General features: G+C 58.7%; 14 protein-coding genes. 9 read left to right on the plus strand and 5 right to left on the minus strand.

Annotation, left to right across the window (positions count from 1 at the left end; genetic code table 11):
• From HUS57_RS11440 to HUS57_RS11470, 7 genes are all read left to right on the plus strand, one after another.
• Entirely contained in the window at positions 1-819 is an 819-nt protein-coding gene (locus tag HUS57_RS11440; RefSeq protein ID WP_173933843.1) for a carbohydrate ABC transporter permease, read from the plus strand.
• A gap of 106 nt (positions 820-925) precedes the next feature.
• Positions 926-1,978 (plus strand): ABC transporter ATP-binding protein, encoded by a 1,053-nt coding sequence (locus HUS57_RS11445; RefSeq protein ID WP_173933844.1) that lies wholly within the window; start codon positions 926-928, stop codon positions 1,976-1,978.
• Entirely contained in the window at positions 1,975-2,136 is a 162-nt protein-coding gene (locus HUS57_RS11450) for a hypothetical protein (RefSeq protein WP_173933846.1), read from the plus strand. Before HUS57_RS11445 ends, HUS57_RS11450 begins: the two co-directional genes overlap by 4 nt.
• A gap of 54 nt (positions 2,137-2,190) precedes the next feature.
• The gene (locus HUS57_RS11455) at positions 2,191-4,455 is read left to right on the plus strand and encodes a propanediol/glycerol family dehydratase large subunit (protein ID WP_173933848.1); all 2,265 of its coding nucleotides are present in this window, start codon (positions 2,191-2,193) and stop codon (positions 4,453-4,455) included.
• Positions 4,452-4,871: a diol dehydratase small subunit gene (locus tag HUS57_RS11460; RefSeq protein WP_173933850.1), complete on the plus strand. Its 420-nt coding sequence runs from the start codon at positions 4,452-4,454 to the stop codon at positions 4,869-4,871. Before HUS57_RS11455 ends, HUS57_RS11460 begins: the two co-directional genes overlap by 4 nt.
• A gap of 17 nt (positions 4,872-4,888) precedes the next feature.
• Positions 4,889-5,701, plus strand: coding sequence for an SDR family oxidoreductase (locus tag HUS57_RS11465; protein ID WP_173933853.1), 813 nt, complete (start codon positions 4,889-4,891; stop codon positions 5,699-5,701).
• Positions 5,702-5,742: 41 nt separating this feature from the next.
• Complete coding sequence (locus HUS57_RS11470) at positions 5,743-7,218, plus strand: aldehyde dehydrogenase family protein (RefSeq protein WP_173933855.1); 1,476 nt, start codon at positions 5,743-5,745, stop codon at positions 7,216-7,218.
• Between the two features lie 174 nt (positions 7,219-7,392).
• On the opposite strand, the gene scpA is transcribed toward HUS57_RS11470, so the two are convergent.
• From scpA to HUS57_RS11485, 3 genes are read right to left on the minus strand one after another with little or no spacing between them, the layout of a single operon-like run.
• Positions 7,393-9,528 (minus strand): methylmalonyl-CoA mutase, encoded by a 2,136-nt coding sequence (gene scpA / locus HUS57_RS11475; protein ID WP_173933857.1) that lies wholly within the window; start codon positions 9,526-9,528, stop codon positions 7,393-7,395.
• On the minus strand, positions 9,528-11,537 hold the full coding sequence (locus HUS57_RS11480) for an acetyl/propionyl/methylcrotonyl-CoA carboxylase subunit alpha (RefSeq protein ID WP_173933859.1): 2,010 nt from the start codon (positions 11,535-11,537) through the stop codon (positions 9,528-9,530). The genes scpA and HUS57_RS11480 overlap by 1 nt, the downstream gene beginning before the upstream one ends.
• Before the next feature lie 10 nt (positions 11,538-11,547).
• Positions 11,548-13,080 carry an acyl-CoA carboxylase subunit beta gene (locus tag HUS57_RS11485; RefSeq protein WP_173933860.1) on the minus strand — a complete coding sequence of 511 codons (1,533 nt, stop codon included), beginning with the start codon at positions 13,078-13,080 and terminating at the stop codon, positions 11,548-11,550.
• Positions 13,081-13,275: 195 nt separating this feature from the next.
• Between HUS57_RS11485 and HUS57_RS11490 the strand changes: the two genes are divergently transcribed.
• Entirely contained in the window at positions 13,276-14,688 is a 1,413-nt protein-coding gene (locus tag HUS57_RS11490; RefSeq protein WP_173933862.1) for a short-chain fatty acyl-CoA regulator family protein, read from the plus strand.
• Positions 14,689-14,722: 34 nt separating this feature from the next.
• Here the strand turns inward: HUS57_RS11490 and HUS57_RS11495 are convergent, their stop codons facing one another.
• Both HUS57_RS11495 and HUS57_RS11500 read right to left on the minus strand, forming a co-directional pair.
• A complete protein-coding gene (locus HUS57_RS11495) occupies positions 14,723-14,902 on the minus strand; it encodes a hypothetical protein (RefSeq protein WP_173933864.1) in 180 nt (59 codons plus the stop codon).
• A gap of 86 nt (positions 14,903-14,988) precedes the next feature.
• On the minus strand, positions 14,989-15,750 hold the full coding sequence (locus HUS57_RS11500) for a hypothetical protein (protein ID WP_173933866.1): 762 nt from the start codon (positions 15,748-15,750) through the stop codon (positions 14,989-14,991).
• A gap of 281 nt (positions 15,751-16,031) precedes the next feature.
• Here HUS57_RS11500 and HUS57_RS11505 point away from each other — a divergent pair, with 281 nt between their 5' ends.
• Positions 16,032-16,550 carry a YbaK/EbsC family protein gene (locus tag HUS57_RS11505; RefSeq protein ID WP_173933868.1) on the plus strand — a complete coding sequence of 173 codons (519 nt, stop codon included), beginning with the start codon at positions 16,032-16,034 and terminating at the stop codon, positions 16,548-16,550.
• Positions 16,551-16,614 lie beyond the last annotated feature (64 nt).

Here is a 16,614-nt window from a genome sequence, read left to right on the forward strand (position 1 = left end):
ATGAACAGATCCTATAAAATACTGGCGGTCGGCGTTCTTGCCTGCATCCTGGTCATCGCCCTAACGCCCTACATTTGGATGCTGCTTACTTCCTTCAAAGGCCGGCTGGATATCTTGTCGCCGGAACCGCGCTGGTTCTTCACGCCCACCTTCGACAACTATCCGGCAGTGTTCATTGACAAGGCGTATCTGCCGCTCGTGATGAACTCGCTGGTCATTTCCATCGCGACCACCGTTCTTTCGATCTGCATCGGCGCGCCAGCGGCCTATGTGTTTGCGCGCAACGATTTCCCCGGCAAGGAAGATCTGTTCTTCTTCTTCCTCACAACCCGCATGGCGCCTCCCATCTCCATAGCAGTCCCTCTGTTCATGTTCTTCACACTGATTGGGCTCACGGACACGATCTATTCCGTGGTTATCGCCCATACGACATTCAACCTGTCGCTGGTGGTGTGGATGATGCGCGGCTTCTTTGCGGAGATTCCGAAAGAGATCGACGAAGCAGCCATGATGGACGGGCGCTCCAGGCTGGGGGCCTTCGTCCGTGTCATCATTCCAATGGCGGCACCGGGCCTGGCTGCGACGGCAGTGCTGTGCTTCATCCTGTCATGGAACGAGTTCCTCTACGCCTTCATCCTCGTCGCCTTTGAGGGACGTCCACTTACCGTCGGCATTCCGGGCCTGATCACGCCGCACGGAACCTTGTGGGGCCAGGTGGCCGCCGTGGCAGTAGTCGCCACCTTGCCGATCCTCATCTTCACATTCCTAGTACAGAAGCATCTGGTGCGTGGGCTGACCTTTGGGGCCGTGAAAGGCTGAGTTTGCAGGTGTTCGCTTTCCACAAGGCATAGTTCGGGCCAATTCATTAAGCCGTGCCGGTGGCATGCAATCGATCCCGTCAGGCAGGAACATACGGAGCATTTTGATGGCAGTTTCCTTTGCAGATGTGACCAAGCGCTTTGCCGATGGCACGACCGCACTGGACGGGCTCAACCTGGAGTTCGAGCTCGGCGAATTTGTTGTGCTGCTGGGTCCGTCCGGTTCGGGAAAGACGACCGCATGCCGGCTGCTGGCAGGTCTGGAGATGCCGACGGAAGGGCGTATCGAAATTGGGGGCACCGATATAACCGGCCTCCCTCCGCGCTTTCGCGACATCGGGATGGTGTTCCAGAACTATGCGCTCTACAGCCACAAAAGCGTCTATGAGAACATCGCTTACCCACTACGAATCCGCAAGATCGCCGCTGCTGAACTGGACCAGCGGGTAAAACAGGTTGCCGATCTGTTGCAGATCGGCAGCTATCTGCACCGCCGCCCGAGCCAATTATCCGGCGGCCAGGCGCAGCGTGTAGCGGTCGCCCGGGCATTGGTGTGGGAACCCACTATCTGCCTCATGGACGAGCCGCTTTCCAATCTTGACGCTTTGCTGCGCCTCCATATGCGCACCGAGCTCAACCGCTTGCACAAACGCCTCAACAGGACCTTCGTTTTTGTGACGCACGACCAGGAAGAGGCGATGACGCTTGCCACGCGCATCGCCGTTCTGAAGGACGGGAAACTGGTTCAGTTCGATGAGCCTCGCGCTATCTACCGCCAGCCGTCCAATCGGTTTGTGGCGGAATTTATGGGTCGGCCAGCCATGAATACGATGGATGGCATGGTCGAGGACGGCGTGTTCCGTGCAGGTGGGGTGACCTGCAAGGTCGAATGCCGCGACGGACCGGTCACGCTTGGCATACGCCCAGAGCAGATCGGGTTCGGACAAATTGGGAGCGAGGACGGATTCTCCCTGACGCTGGATGTGAAGGAGACGGTCGAACCGGATACACTTCTGATCTTTGCCAACGATGAGGGAACGATCACCGTCAGGACTCAGCGGGACTGTGATGACCTGGCTGCGGGGCAGCCTGTCAATCTTCGTTTTCCGATGGAGGCTCTGCATTACTTCGACGCCAGAACCGGGGAGAGGCTGCGGTGAACGTCGCCAGCTTTGGTCCCTTATTGCTGGCCGCCATGGTGTGGTTGGGCTTCTGGCGCGTCAATAGCCGGCGCAGATGGTTCACCACCGGCGAAGTGATCTTCTGGGACGTGATCGCACTGATTGTGATTCAGCTCATTTGGCTGCGGTGGTTCTGATCAATCCGGAAGATGCCTGGATCGGACACGAGCGAGCAGGAAAGGAGACTTGCAATGACAACTCCCCCTCGTTGGCGACGCTTCGATGAATGGGATACGCGCGCCCTTCGTCACGACCAGTTCGCCGCTCAGAATTCCGAAGCAGGCTTCTCCACTTTCCAAAGTCCATGGGATCCGGCTCCCTCAGCCCGGCTGGAAAATGGACGGATCGTCGAAATCGACGGCAAGCCTGAAGCCGAGTTCGATATCATCGATTCCTTCATCGCAACGCATTTTCTCGATCCGGACATTGTCGAGGAAGCAATGGCGATGGATTCAACCGAGGTGGCCCGCCTGCTGGTCGACATAAATGTGCCGCGCGAGCGCCTCGAGCGGCTAGCCTGCGGCATGACGCCAGCCAAGCTCGTTTCGGTCGTATCCGTCATGTCGGCGCTGGAGATCACCTTCGCCTATGCGAAAATGCGACAGCGCCGCACGCCAGGCAATCAGGCCCATGTCACCAACGCCAAGGACGATCCGCTGCAACTAGCCGCCGACGCAGCGACGGCGGTAGCGCTTGGTTTCGACGAGATCGAGACGACTATGCGCGTCGCTTCCAATTCCTGGGCCAACGCCATGGCCTGCGCGGTAGGAGCGGCTGTCGGGCGCGGCGGTGTCCTGTTCCAGTGCTCGATCGAAGAGGCCGAGGAACTCCAGATCGGGATGGCTGGCTTCACATCCTATGCCGAGACGGTTTCGGTCTACGGCACGGAAGCGGCCTTCGTGGACGGCGACGACACGCCCTGGTCGAAGGCGTTCCTGACAGCAGCCTATGCCTCACGTGGCATCAAGACACGCTGCACATCGGGAGCCTCCGCAGAACTGCTGATGGGCTTTCATGAGCGCAAGTCTGTTCTTTACCTGGAGGCGCGTTGCCTTTGCCTGCAAAGCGCAATGGGGGTCCAGGGAACACAGAATGGCGGCATAGACGGGGCACCGCTCACCGCATCCATGGCAAGCGGCATGCGCGAGTTGATGGCGGAGAACCTAATTGCCGTCTGGCTGGGCCTGGAATGCGCTTCCGGCAACGACACTCGTGTGAGCGAATCGGAGATCCGGGTCGGCGCTAAGATCACTCCTTATCTGCTCGCAGGCTCAGATCTTCTGTGCTCGGGTTTCGGCTCAATCAAGAAATACGACAACTCCTTCAACCCGTCCTTGTTCAACGGAGAAGAGATCGAGGACTATCTTGCCCTGCAGCGGGACTTTGAAGTCGATGGCGGACTAACGCCGCTCGATGAGGAAGAAACGGGCCGTTTGCGCATGCGGGCCATCGAGGCAGTCGCGGCCGTTTTCGATGAGCTGGGGCTTGCCGAGGTCAAGCCCGAGTGGATGTCTTCCGTGGCCGCTGCTTCCGGCTCGCTGGAAACGGAGACGTTCAGCCCGGGCGAGGTGACGAGGATCAGCAACAAGATCCGCGACCGGCGCCTTACAGCGCTAGATGTGGTGCGCGCGCTGGCCCGGCGCGGGTTCGAGCAGGAGGCGGAGAATCTCATGCTCATGCTGCGCCAGCGCATTTCCGGAGACTACCTGCAGACATCCGCGATCCTGCGTGACGGCAAGGTGATCAGTGCCATCAACGATCCAAACCACTATAGCGGCCCCGCTACCGGCTACAACATGACGCCGGAACGTTGGGAGAAGGTGCAGAATGTGCGCGACCTGCAAACGATTGAAAAGGTCATGGAACACGAGGCGCCGGTCGATCCGACGGCCAAAGCTTGGCTCGTGCCAGTTGGCACCGCTGGCAAAGGGAAAGACGCTCATGAGGTGGTGGTGGGCCTGAGCCCGGCATTCGGCGTTGAATTAACCCGCACGACCGCCGGGCACGATCTGATCGATGTTGTGCTGGCGCTGACCGAGGGCATCCGCGATGGCGGCGGGGTGCCACGTCTCGTCAGGATACGCCATACGGCCGACACCTCCTTCCTCGGGCTAACTGCCGCGCGTCTTTCCGGATCGGGCTATGGCATCGGGATCCAGGCCAAAGGCACTGCGGTCATCCATAAGGCAGACCGGCTGCCGCATCTGAATGTGGAGCTGTTTTCAAACTCCCCTGTCACGACGCTCGATCACTATCGGGCCATGGGACGCAACGCTGCCCTCTATACCCATGGAGAAAGTCCGGAGCCGGTGCTGGTTCCGGTCGATGGACGATCATTGGCCGCCCGCTACCACGTGCGGGTGTCGATGCTCTATGCGATCGAGACGTCCCTGGTGGAAGCTGACGCCTCCCCGGTCGAGGTGGTGATGGAACTAGGGCAGGGAGCAATGCGATGAAAGATGTTCTGGAGCAATATCCAATCTCCGAAAAATGCCCAGAGCAGGCGGTTTCAGCCTCCGGAAAAACCATCAACGACCTGACGCTCAGCGAGGTTCTTTCCGGCCGTATAGACGCGGAAGACATCCGCATTTCGGCCGATGTGCTGCAATTGCAGGCACGGATCGCGCGCGCTGCGGGGCGGGAAGGGCTGGCGCGAAATCTCGAGCGCGCCGCCGAACTGGTAGCCGTTCCGCAGGATATCGTCCTGGAGACTTACGAGATGCTGCGCCCGGGCAGGCTGGAGAACCCCGAGCCCCTGCGCGCCCGGGCGGAAATGCTGCGGCGGGACTATGGCGCGCACACCATTGCCGCCTTCATTGAAGAGGCAGTCGCCGTTTACCAGAGCCGCAAGCTTTTTCGCCGTCGTTACTGAAATGGAAAGGGATAAGCATGATTCTTCGCGGCAAAACCGCTATCGTGACTGCTGCGGGTTCCGGCATCGGTAGGGCCGGTTCTCTTGTAATGGCCCGTGAGGGCGCCTTCGTGGTCGTGACCGACCGCAACCTGGAGGCGGCCGAGGAAACTGTTCAGCTTATTACCCAAGCGTCAGGCAGGGCGGAAGCGCGCAGGTTGGACGTATCCGACGACGCTGCCATTAATTCGCTGATTGAGAGCGTAGCCAGCGCCCATGACCGGATCGATATCCTGCACAATCATGCCGGCGTGCAGGTTGCCGGCAGCATCGAGCAGGTGGGGAGCGAGGGGTTTGACCGCTCATGGGCAATCAATGTCCACGCTCAATTTGTCGCCTGCAAGGCGGTCATTCCAATCATGAAGCGGCAGAAGAGCGGCGTCATTCTCAACACCGCCTCCAATTCCGGCGTATTTCTGGACCGTGAGATGACAGCCTACATAACCAGCAAGGCCGCCTCCATTACAATGACACGGCAGATCGCGCTGGATGTGGCCAGCTATGGCATCCGGGTAAACGCGCTTTGTCCGGGCTGGGTCGATACGCCTTTCAACGACCCTTACACACGACAGCTTGGCGGAAGGGCGGCGCTTGAGCATTCCATCAAGAACGTGGTGCCGATGGGACGATTTGCAACGCCGGAAGAAATCGCCGAAGTCATATTGTTCATGGTATCCGACCGCTCCTCCTACATGACCGGCCACGCACTGGTTGCCGATGGCGGTGAATCGCTTGCGGGGGGAACCAACGCAGGTTCGGCGCTACCGGAGGAAGCGGCGGCGCTCGTATAAGCAGGCAGCGATGGTCGATTGTTGGGATAGGGAGCAGGAAATTGCGGTCCAAACTCTATATCGATGGCCAATGGATCAGGCCTGTTCACGGGAAAACCTTTTCCGTCATCAATCCCGCAACCGAGGAGACGATTCACGCCATCGCCGCAGCAACGGCAGAGGATGTGGAGCTTGCCGTTGCAGCGGCACGCCGAGCCTTCGACAAGGATGGCTGGCCCAGAATCGACGGGCAGAGTCGTGGCTGCTATTTGAGGGCAATTGCGGCGGGAATCCGTGCCAGGCACGACGAACTTGCGCGCCTGGAAGTCATCGACAATGGCAAGCCTCTCCCGGAAGCACTGGGTGATATTGAGGATTCGGCTGGCTGCTTCGAGTATTATGCCGACCTCGCCGAGAAGCTCGACAACAACCCCGTCGAAGAAATCGCCGTTTCCGACAATCGTTTCACTTCGAAAGTGGTCAGGGAGCCCGTGGGAGTGGCAGGAGCGATCATCCCATGGAATTATCCGCTGCTAATGGCCTCGTGGAAAGTTGCGCCGGCCCTTGCCGCTGGCTGCACCGTTGTTCTCAAGCCTTCGGAACTGACCTCGCTGACGGCGCTGGAATTGGCGGCGATCGCGATGGAAGCCGGCCTGCCTGCTGGAGTCCTCAACATCGTAACCGGTACCGGAGCGGAAGCCGGACAGGCGATCATCGACCATCCGCTGATCGACAAGCTAGCCTTTACAGGCTCCGTTCCAACCGGTTCCAAGATCATGTCCGCAGCCGCTCGCGACATTAAACGGATCAGCCTCGAACTTGGCGGGAAGTCGCCATTCGTGATCTTTTCCGACGCCGACATCGAGCAGGCTGTGGAATGGATCATGTTCGGCATCTTCTGGAACCAGGGACAGGTGTGCTCGGCAACCTCGCGTGTCCTCATCGAGGCGCCCATCTATGACCGGGTGATGGCTCGTCTTTGCCAGGCCGCGAAGGAGATCAGGATCGGCAACGGGCTTGACGACGGCGTGCTGCTAGGTCCGCTTGTGTCACGCGGCCAGTACGATAAGGTGGTGGCAGCGATCGAGGCTGCCGTAAAGGCGGGGGCGAGGATTGCCATTGGCGGCAAACGACCAGAGGGGCTGGACAAAGGCTATTATCTGGAGCCTACCATCCTTACCGAGGTTCCCTTGGACAGCGCCGCATGGCGCGAGGAAATATTCGGTCCCGTTCTCTGCGTCAGGCCCTTCGAAACCGAAGCCGAAGCCATTGAACTCGCCAACGACAGCCGCTTCGGCCTTGCGGCAGCCGTCATGTCGCAGGACGAGGCGCGCGCGGAACGGGTGGCGGCAGCGTTCCGGGCAGGCATCGTATGGATCAACTGTTCTCAGCCCACATTTACCGAAGCGCCCTGGGGAGGCTACAAGACATCAGGTATCGGCCGTGAACTTGGCCGCTGGGGGCTGGAGAACTATCTGGAAGTCAAGCAGATCACCAGATATGCCAGCAAAAAGCGATGGGGCTGGTATCTGAAATAACCGAATACAAGAAACGGGCGGTTTGCCCGCCACCGGCGCCAAGGTGTGGAATGACTTTGCGCTTGGCCGTATTCGGCAAACGAGCCGGCAGGCGAGCAGGAGGGGTGCTTCTCAGCTTCGCAGGGCGACTGAAATATCCGTCACCCTGCGATGCGAGGTCCTCGCGACGATGAATTACACGTTGCGGCGCTTACCTTCCATGAGGTCCAGTACGGCGCGGGCGGCGTCGAGAACGTTGGTGCCCGGGCCGAAAACGGCCGCAACCCCATTGTCCAGCAGGAATTGATAATCCTGCCGCGGGACCACTCCACCGACAACCACGATGATGTCAGCGCCCTTTTGCTTCAGCGCTTCCACAAGTTGCGGGGCCAACACCTTGTGCCCAGCCGCCAGCGAAGACATGCCCACCACATGCACCTTCTTTTTGACCGCAAGATCGGCGGCCTCGTCCGGCGTCTGGAACAAGGGACCGGTGACGACGTCGAAGCCTATGTCGCCGAAGGCGGACGCAATGACCTTGGCGCCGCGATCATGGCCGTCCTGGCCAAGCTTGGCGACCATCACCCGTGGTCGTTCGCCGAGTGCCTTGGCGAATTGGTCAAGCCGCTCGACCAACGTCTTGTATTCCGGCTCATCCTTGTAGGCCGGACCGTAGACCTTGCGCACCACCTGAGGCACCGCGGCATGGTCGCCGAACGCGTCGCGCAGCGTATCGGAAATCTCGCCAACGGAAGCGCGTGCTCGCGCTGCTTCGACGGCGGCCTCAAGGATGTTGCCTTGCCCTGAGCGTGCGACCTCGGCCAGCAGTCCAAGCGTCTCGGCGACGCGCTTTGGATCGCGCTGACGACGGATCCGTTCGAGCCGCTTCACCTGAGCCTCGCGCACCGCCGCATTGTCGATGTCGAGGATCTCAATGTCGTCCTCATTCTCGAGCCGATACTTATTGACACCAACTACCACCTCATCGCCCCGATCGACAGCCGCCTGTTTCCTGGTGGCAGCTTCCTCGATCAGGCGCTTGGGCAAGCCTTCGATGACGGCCTTGGTCATCCCGCCCATTGCCTCGATCTCTTCGATCAACTTCCAGGCGGCATCGGCAAGCTCGTTGGTAAGATTCTCGACATAGTAGGAACCCGCCAATGGATCGACGACCTTCGTCACACCCGTCTCGTGCTGGAGTATGAGTTGCGTGTTGCGGGCGATGCGAGCGGAAAATTCCGTCGGCAGCGCGATTGCCTCGTCGAAGGAATTGGTATGCAGCGACTGCGTGCCGCCAAGCACGGCAGCCAGCGCCTCATAGGCGGTGCGCACGATGTTGTTGTAGGGGTCCTGCTCCTGCAGCGATACTCCGGAGGTCTGGCAATGGGTGCGCAGCATCAGCGAAGAAGGCTTCTTTGGCTCGAACTCCTCCATGATGCGCGACCAGAGTAACCGCGCGGCGCGCAGCTTGGCGGCCTCCATGAAAAAATTCATGCCGATGGCAAAGAAGAACGAAAGTCTCCCGGCGAAAGCGTCAACGTCGAGACCTTTTTGCAGCGCGGCGCGGACATATTCCCTACCGTCAGCAAGCGTGAAGGCAAGCTCCTGCACCAGCGTCGCGCCCGCCTCTTGCATGTGATAGCCAGAGATGGAGATGGAGTTGAACTTCGGCATCTCCTTCGCCGTGTATTCGATGATGTCGGCGACGATCCGCATGGAGGGTTCGGGCGGGTAGATATAGGTATTGCGGACCATAAACTCCTTCAGGATGTCATTCTGGATGGTCCCGGAAAGCTGCGCCCGCGGCACGCCCTGCTCTTCGCCGGTCACGATGAAGCTGGCGAGGATCGGGATCACCGCGCCGTTCATGGTCATCGATACAGAGATCTTTTCCAGCGGGATGCCGTCGAACAGGATCTTCATGTCCTCGACAGAATCGATGGCGACGCCCGCCTTCCCAACGTCGCCTACGACACGCGGATGGTCGCTGTCATAGCCGCGATGCGTCGCAAGGTCGAAGGCAACCGAGACACCCTGCTGGCCAGCCGCAAGTGCCTTACGATAGAAGGCATTCGACTCTTCGGCTGTTGAGAATCCGGCATATTGGCGGATTGTCCAAGGCCGGCCCGCATACATCGTTGCGCGTGGCCCGCGAACGAACGGCTTGTGCCCAGGAAGCGAGTCGAGATGATCAATTCCCTCAAGATCCTTGGCCGTGTAGAGCGGCTTGATCGGAATGCCTTCCGGCGTTTGCCAGACGAGGCTGTCGGGGTCTCGCTTCACTTCCTTCTCGGCGAGCGCGCGCCATTGTTCCAGTTCGTTATCGCTCATCACTCGAATTCCATTATCGGCTCGTCGACTGCCAGGCTCGCGCCAGGATCGACGGCTATCCGCTTCACCGTAGCCCGCCTTTCGGCGCGCAGCACGTTTTCCATCTTCATGGCTTCCACGGTAGCGAGGATCTGTCCAGCTTCAACGGCGTCGCCTTCGCTAACAGCAATCACCGTCACCACACCCGGCATGGGACAAAGCAGCATCTTGGAGGTGTCAGGGGGCAGCTTCTTCGGCATCAGTCGCGCCAGTTCAGCAACGCGCGGACGGCGCACGTGAGCGACAATGTCCATTCCTCGCCAGCGCAGACGATAACCGGTTCCGGAACGAGCAATCTTGACCGACAAGCTTTCGCCATCGATTGCGAAAGAAGCGTGTGTCCGTCCGGGAACCCAATCGCTCGTGACTGTCAGGCACACGCCGTTCCCGTCTTCAAACGAAACGGCCGTTCCGTCCTCTTCGTCACGCACGCTGACTGCGAATGCATGATTGTCGAGCGTGACTACCCAAGCGGAGGAGACCTTACGGCGGTGATTGTCCATCGCACCCGAAATCTGTATGTCGCGGTGCTGGACTTTCCAGTTAATGTGGGCGGCGACAGAAGCAAGGGTCCGCGCATCTACATCATCCGGCGCCACGCCGGAAAAGCCATCCGGAAATTCCTCCGCGATGAAGGCGGTGCTGAGCCGGCCCTCCCTAAAACGCGGATGCTCCATGACGGCGGAGAGGAATGGCAGGTTGTGGCCGATGCCTTCCACCTCGAAATCGTCGAGTGCTGCTCCCATGGACCTGATGGCCGAAAGGCGATCCGGCCCCCAGGTGCAGAGCTTGGCGATCATCGGGTCGTAGTACATCGAGATTTCCGAACCTTCGACGACTCCGGTGTCGTTGCGGATGATACCGCCACATGAGCGCGCGCCTTCCGCGGGCGGCCTATAACGAGTCAGCCGTCCGATCGAGGGCAGGAAGTTACGGTAGGGATCTTCAGCATAAAGCCGGCTTTCAATTGCCCAGCCATTCAGCCTGACCTCATCCTGGGCGACACGAAGCTTCTCGCCGGCAGCTATGCGGATCATCTCCTCGACCAGGTCGATGCCGGTGACCAGCTCCGTGACCGGGTGCTCCACCTGAAGCCGGGTATTCATCTCGAGGAAATAGAAGTTGCGGTCGCGGTCCACGATGAACTCGACCGTGCCTGCCGAGTGGTAGCCGACCGCGGCAGAAAGGGCGATTGCCTGCTCGCCCATTGCGCGCCGAGTCGCCTCGTCGAGGAACGGAGATGGCGCCTCCTCGATGATCTTCTGATTGCGGCGCTGGATCGAGCACTCGCGCTCGCCAAGATGGATGATGTTGCCGTGCTTGTCCCCAAGCACCTGTATTTCGATGTGGCGGGGCTCGACGATGAATTTCTCGATGAAGATTCGGTCGTCGCCGAAGGAGTTCCTCGCTTCGTTCTGTGATGATTGAAACCCTTCGCGCACTTCCTCCTCGTTCCAGGCTATGCGCATGCCCTTGCCACCGCCGCCTGCGGAAGCTTTGATCATAACGGGGAAGCCGATCTCCTGGGAGATGTGCACTGCCTCCTCTGCGTTTTCGATCAGCCCCATATGACCGGGGACCGTGCTGACCCCGGCGGAGGCGGCGATCTTCTTCGACGTGATCTTGTCGCCCATCGCCTCAATGGCGGCCGGCGGCGGCCCGATAAAAGTTACGTCTATTGCCTTGAGCGCTTCGGCAAAGTGCGCATTCTCCGACAGGAAACCATAGCCCGGATGAACGGCATCTGCACCGGTCTCCTTCAGGGCATTAAGGATATTTGCGATGTTGAGATAGGACTGGGAGGGCGCGGCAGGGCCGATATGGACAGCCTCGTCGGCCTGCCTGACATGCAGTGCGTCCCGGTCGGCGTCGGAATAAACAGCGACTGTTGGAATGCCGAGCTTCTTCGCCGTCTTGATCACGCGGCACGCGATCTCGCCACGATTGGCAATCAGAATTTTCTTGAACATTATTACGGCCTCAAAGCGGAATATTGTCGTGCTTCTTCCAGCGCGTTTCGACGCGCTTTCCGCGCAGGGCGGCGAAGGCGCGCGCGATGCGTTTGCGTGAGGAATGGGGCATGATCACCTCATCGATGAAGCCACGTTCGGCCGCGATGAAGGGATTGGCAAAACGTTCCTCGTACTCCTTAGTGCGCTGCGCTATCTTGGCCGGGTCGCCCAGGTCGGAGCGATAAAGAATTTCGGCAGCGCCCTTGGCACCCATCACGGCGATTTCAGCGGTCGGCCAGGCGTAATTGACGTCGGCTCCGATATGCTTCGAAGCCATTACATCATAGGCGCCGCCATAAGCCTTGCGAGTGATGAGAGTGACCATCGGCACGGTCGCCTGGCTATAGGCAAACAGCAGCTTGGCACCATGCTTGATGACGCCTCCATATTCCTGCGCTGTGCCCGGCAGGAATCCCGGCACGTCGACCAGCGTCAGGATCGGAATGTCGAACGCGTCGCAAAAACGCACGAAGCGTGCCGCCTTGCGCGATGAGTCGATATCGAGGCAGCCTGCAAGCACCATCGGCTGGTTGGCTACCACACCGATGGTCCGCCCCTCGATGCGCATGAAACCGATTATGATGTTCTTAGCGAAAGCTGCTTGAAGCTCGAAGAAATCGCCTTCGTCGGCAATCGCCGTAATCAGCTCCTTCATGTCATAGGGCTTGTTGGCGCTTTCAGGGACCAGAGTGTCCAAGCGCATCTCCAGCCGTTCCGGATCGTCATAAAATGGCCGGACCGGAGACTTTTCGCGATTGTTGAGCGGCAGGAAATCGAACAGGCGCCTGACCTCTTCCAGCGCCTCGATGTCGTTCTCGAATGCACCATCAGCGACCGACGATTTTTGCGTGTGGGTCGATGCGCCGCCAAGCTCTTCCGCCGTTACAATCTCGTTCGTCACCGTCTTCACCACGTCGGGCCCGGTGACGAACATGTAGGAGGAATCCCGCACCATGAAGATGAAATCCGTCATGGCCGGCGAGTAGACTGCACCGCCCGCACATGGGCCCATGATCACTGAAAGCTGCGGAATTATGCCCGATGCTTCAGCATTGCGCTTGAAGACTTCGGCATACCCCGCAAGCGAGGCCACGCCCTCCTGGATGCGAGCACCGCCTGAATCGTTCAAACCGATTACCGGTGCACCATTGCGAAGAGCCATGTCCATGATCTTGCAGATCTTCTGGGCATGGCTCTCCGATAGCGAGCCCCCGAGGACCGTGAAATCCTGGGAAAAAACATAGACCAGCCGGCCATTGATCGTGCCCCACCCGGTTACCACGCCATCGCCTGCGATTTTTTGGGACGCCATGCCGAAATCTGTCGCGCGATGCGTGACATACATGTCGTATTCCTCGAACGAGCCCTCGTCGAGAAGCACCTCAATCCGCTCGCGCGCCGTCAGCTTGCCTTTCGCATGCTGTCCGTCGATACGCTTCTGTCCACCGCCGAGACGGGCCTCCGCCCGGCGAGCCTCAAGTTGTTCGAGTACCGCGCGCATCAGCGCACCCCCTTTACTTCGAGCGGTCCCGCCGTGCCGGCCCGCCGTCGTGTATCAATGGTCATGTTCATAGCCCCGGCCCCACGAGCCGCATCATCGGAGTGTAAACATGTCCGGCTGGCAACAGAAGTGTTGAAAAGGTACAGAAGCATAATGTACCAATACGCAAAAGCAAATTTGCGAAGTTGTAAAAAAATGGCACGCGGGAAACTTTATATCGGACGTAAAGTTCGTGAGATCCGAGAGGCGAACAGGGCAACCCAAGCTGCGTTTGCAGAGCGGCTTGGCATTTCCACGAGTTATCTCAACCAGATCGAGAACAATCAGCGCCCCGTTTCCGCAGCAGTGCTACTTGCACTAGCGGAAAAATTCCAGATCGATATCGGCTCGATCTCGGCCGGCGATAGTGACCGCCTGCTGTCAGCACTCCTGGAAGCGTTGGCTGATCCCGTCTTTGACGGGTACTCGCCGAACCTTCAGGAACTAAAGCTTGTCATCCAGAATGCGCCCGGTTTCGCTCAATCCCTGATTGCCTGCCATCAGGCGTTCCGCCGGAACAGCGAACAGCTTGCGAGCTTCAACGACCAGCTTGGCCGAGCCAGCAACCTGGCGGAGCCGACGGCCTATGAAGAAGTCCGCGACTTTTTCCATTTCATCGACAACTACGTACACGATCTCGATGTTGCGGCTGAACGTGTTGCGATGAAACTCGGCGTTCCCGAAAGGGATGCGGGTGCTGCCCTTACTGAATATCTGGAAGGCGAACACGGCATCCGCATCATGCGAGCCGAGCCCGGTGAAGCGCTTCTGAGGCGATATGATCCCGCTTCGAAGGCGCTGTATCTCAACTCATACTCGCCAGCGGCCACCAGAACGTTCCAGATGGCATACCAGATTGCGGCACTGGAGCAGCAGGCCGAGGTAGAGCGGATAACCACGCAAGCCGGGTTTCGGACGGAAGAAGCAGCGGAAATTTGTAAGATCGGGCTGCAAAACTACTTCGCGGGTGCACTAATATTGCCGTACCAAATCTTCATGTCCACCGCAAAGGATCTGCGCCACGATCTTGAACTGCTCGCGGCCCGCTTTGGAGCCAGCCTAGAACAGGTGGCTCATCGCCTCTCCACTCTGCAGCGGCCGGGACTAAAGGGCATTCCGGTATTCTTCGCAACGATAGATCGCGCGGGAAACATTACGAAGCGGCACAGCGGAGCCAAGCTGCAATTTGCCCGTTTCGGCGCGGCCTGTCCGCTCTGGAACGCCCATCAGGCATTCGAGGTGCCCGGGCGAATCATTCGACAGCTCGCAGAGACACCCGACGGGGTACGCTATCTTTCAATCGCTACAGAAGTCACCAAGAAGGGGGGTGGTTACTACGCGCCGCACCGACGGTACGCCATCGCTCTCGGCTGCGAAATCTCCTATGCGCAACACTTCGTCTATGCTGACGGACTAGACCTGACGAACCGCGTCGCATTCGACCCGATCGGCATATCCTGCCGGATTTGCGAGCGAGCCAACTGTCCGCAACGGGCAGTGCCCCCCTTGAAGACGCGGCTCAAGGTCAACCATGAGCACCGCTCCATATTGCCCTATGTGATTACGTGAGGTTTGCAGCCGCGCTCGGGAAGCCGATGCGCCGCTACTTGATGCCAGTCTGTTCAGCTTCATCATAAAGGGGGGCGCTGTGGGCGGTTGGCAATTCAACCGGCGGAGGAGAGGCAGCAAAACGCTTCAGGGCAGGGGCCGACTGAAGCAAGACAAACATGCCGAACCACACGGCGAAGAACAGCATCAGCCAACGCACATCGCCCTCCCCCATAGCCAAGCCCCTCAGCTTTACAGGAGTAAAGAGGATAGGACCTAACAGGGTAGAAGAGCAAGGAGGAATTCAACCTGCGGTACACGTCACAGGGCGTCACTCCGGATTTTCGGCCGGTTTCGGGTAGGAAACGCCGCGAAAGTCGCAATGGAAAGAAAGATCGGAATGCCGAGTTCCAGCACCTCCTCGATCACCACCGAAGTGTAGGTGCTCGTGACGTGAATTCCTAGAAATTGGAGGTTCGATTGAGCTCCGTCGAGGACTTTCGAAAAAACGACGCAGCCAATCGCAGCCAGGATGGCGACGGGGGTGGCATCGAGGCGGCGAAGCCCCGAGACAAAGCTGCGGAAGTTCTGCTTTACGAGGAAATAGATCGAAGTTCCCACGCCCAGAAAAGCAAGGGCAGCCATAGACTTTTCCAGAAGAGGAACGTTGGGCGAAACGTAAAAACTCGTCTTGGTTATGCTATAAGTTGTGAAATGCACGTGGAAGTCCAGTTCGCGCAGGCACATGGCGATTGGCAGAACGAGAAAGTACCAGTGCTTCAGGAGGTCCTCATACGACATCTCACGAACAAGCGTCGAGACGACAATCAGATATCCGGCAGCTGAAAGGACCTGTATGAAGCCTCCTTCATCAACGTAGAGCCTTTTCATTTCCTCAGAAAGAAAGGTTTGCGGCAGGACAATGAGAACAGCAAGGAGAAAAACCGCAAGAGCCATGTGGTTGAAATACGCCGCGCTATTGCGATTGACCGTCTCGCGGTAGAGTTGTGAAGACATTCCCGCCCTCGCGCTTAGCGATACATTTACGAAATTCTTGCTTTCCTGCAGCTCAGGATTGCTCATCAGCCCTTGCATATGCCGGAATCACGAAATTTGCTGATGAGCATAATCAACCCCTTATCAGTACTTAAAGGAGCTGTCACAGACAGTCTGACGCAGCATTGTCAAAACTTGTTGATGTGTCATTGAACGCTCGCTGCGTACCGCCCGCGCGCAGAGCGCTTGCCAAGCGTTGCGGGTCCGTATGGATTGCAGGGCGAACTTATGGGATAGCGTAGCGCTGCCAGCCGGGACTGAAGTTAGCAAACACCGGCGCTCAAGATCAAAAGCCGCTGAGGGATAGGATGCAGGAACTGGATGCGCGTTTGCCGAATACGCCGGAAAAGCTGATGCACTATCTTGCGCGGTTGAATATCGAAGTGACCACCTTCACCCACCCGCCGCTTTTCACGGTGGAAGAGTCGCGGAGCCTGCGCGGGATGATTCCGGGCGCACATACCAAGAACCTGTTCCTGAAGGACCGAAAGGGTCGATATTTCCTGGTAACGGTGGAGGAGGATGCCACCGTGGATCTGAAGACAATCCATCAGACGATCGGCGCCTCAGGTAGGGTGTCCTTCGGTCGGCCAGATGAGTTGATGAACCTTTTGGGCGTTGCGCCGGGTGCCGTCACCGTTTTCGGCGCAGTCAATGATGTGGCCGGGAAAGTGACGGTGGTGCTGGACGAGTTTCTGGTCAGTCAGGAAATTATCAATGCCCATCCACTTCATAACGAAGCGACGGTTTCCATCCGCAATGCAGATCTTCTACGCTTTCTGGAAGCGACGGGGCATAGCCCGCTCGTCTTGAAAGTTGCGCAATGATCGCCACATTTCGCACTTGGCAGTTTTTTGCCGGTGCGTTTCGAGTAATGCCGTTCCGGCAGCA

This window comes from Chelativorans sp. Marseille-P2723 (genome assembly GCF_902809845.1).
GTDB lineage: Bacteria > Pseudomonadota > Alphaproteobacteria > Rhizobiales > Rhizobiaceae > Chelativorans.

Excerpts from the sequence above, each read along its gene's own strand:
- HUS57_RS11440 (WP_173933843.1), top strand. The coding sequence starts at position 1 with ATGAACAGATCCTATAAAATACTGGCGGTCGGCGTTCTTGCCTGCATC.
- HUS57_RS11445 (WP_173933844.1), top strand. The coding sequence starts at position 926 with ATGGCAGTTTCCTTTGCAGATGTGACCAAGCGCTTTGCCGATGGCACG.
- HUS57_RS11455 (WP_173933848.1), top strand. The coding sequence starts at position 2,191 with ATGACAACTCCCCCTCGTTGGCGACGCTTCGATGAATGGGATACGCGC.
- HUS57_RS11460 (WP_173933850.1), top strand. The coding sequence starts at position 4,452 with ATGAAAGATGTTCTGGAGCAATATCCAATCTCCGAAAAATGCCCAGAG.
- HUS57_RS11465 (WP_173933853.1), top strand. The coding sequence starts at position 4,889 with ATGATTCTTCGCGGCAAAACCGCTATCGTGACTGCTGCGGGTTCCGGC.
- scpA (WP_173933857.1), bottom strand. The coding sequence starts at position 9,528 with ATGAGCGATAACGAACTGGAACAATGGCGCGCGCTCGCCGAGAAGGAA.
- HUS57_RS11480 (WP_173933859.1), bottom strand. The coding sequence starts at position 11,537 with ATGTTCAAGAAAATTCTGATTGCCAATCGTGGCGAGATCGCGTGCCGC.
- HUS57_RS11485 (WP_173933860.1), bottom strand. The coding sequence starts at position 13,080 with ATGCGCGCGGTACTCGAACAACTTGAGGCTCGCCGGGCGGAGGCCCGT.
- HUS57_RS11490 (WP_173933862.1), top strand. The coding sequence starts at position 13,276 with ATGGCACGCGGGAAACTTTATATCGGACGTAAAGTTCGTGAGATCCGA.
- HUS57_RS11495 (WP_173933864.1), bottom strand. The coding sequence starts at position 14,902 with ATGGGGGAGGGCGATGTGCGTTGGCTGATGCTGTTCTTCGCCGTGTGG.
- HUS57_RS11500 (WP_173933866.1), bottom strand. The coding sequence starts at position 15,750 with ATGAGCAATCCTGAGCTGCAGGAAAGCAAGAATTTCGTAAATGTATCG.
- HUS57_RS11505 (WP_173933868.1), top strand. The coding sequence starts at position 16,032 with ATGCAGGAACTGGATGCGCGTTTGCCGAATACGCCGGAAAAGCTGATG.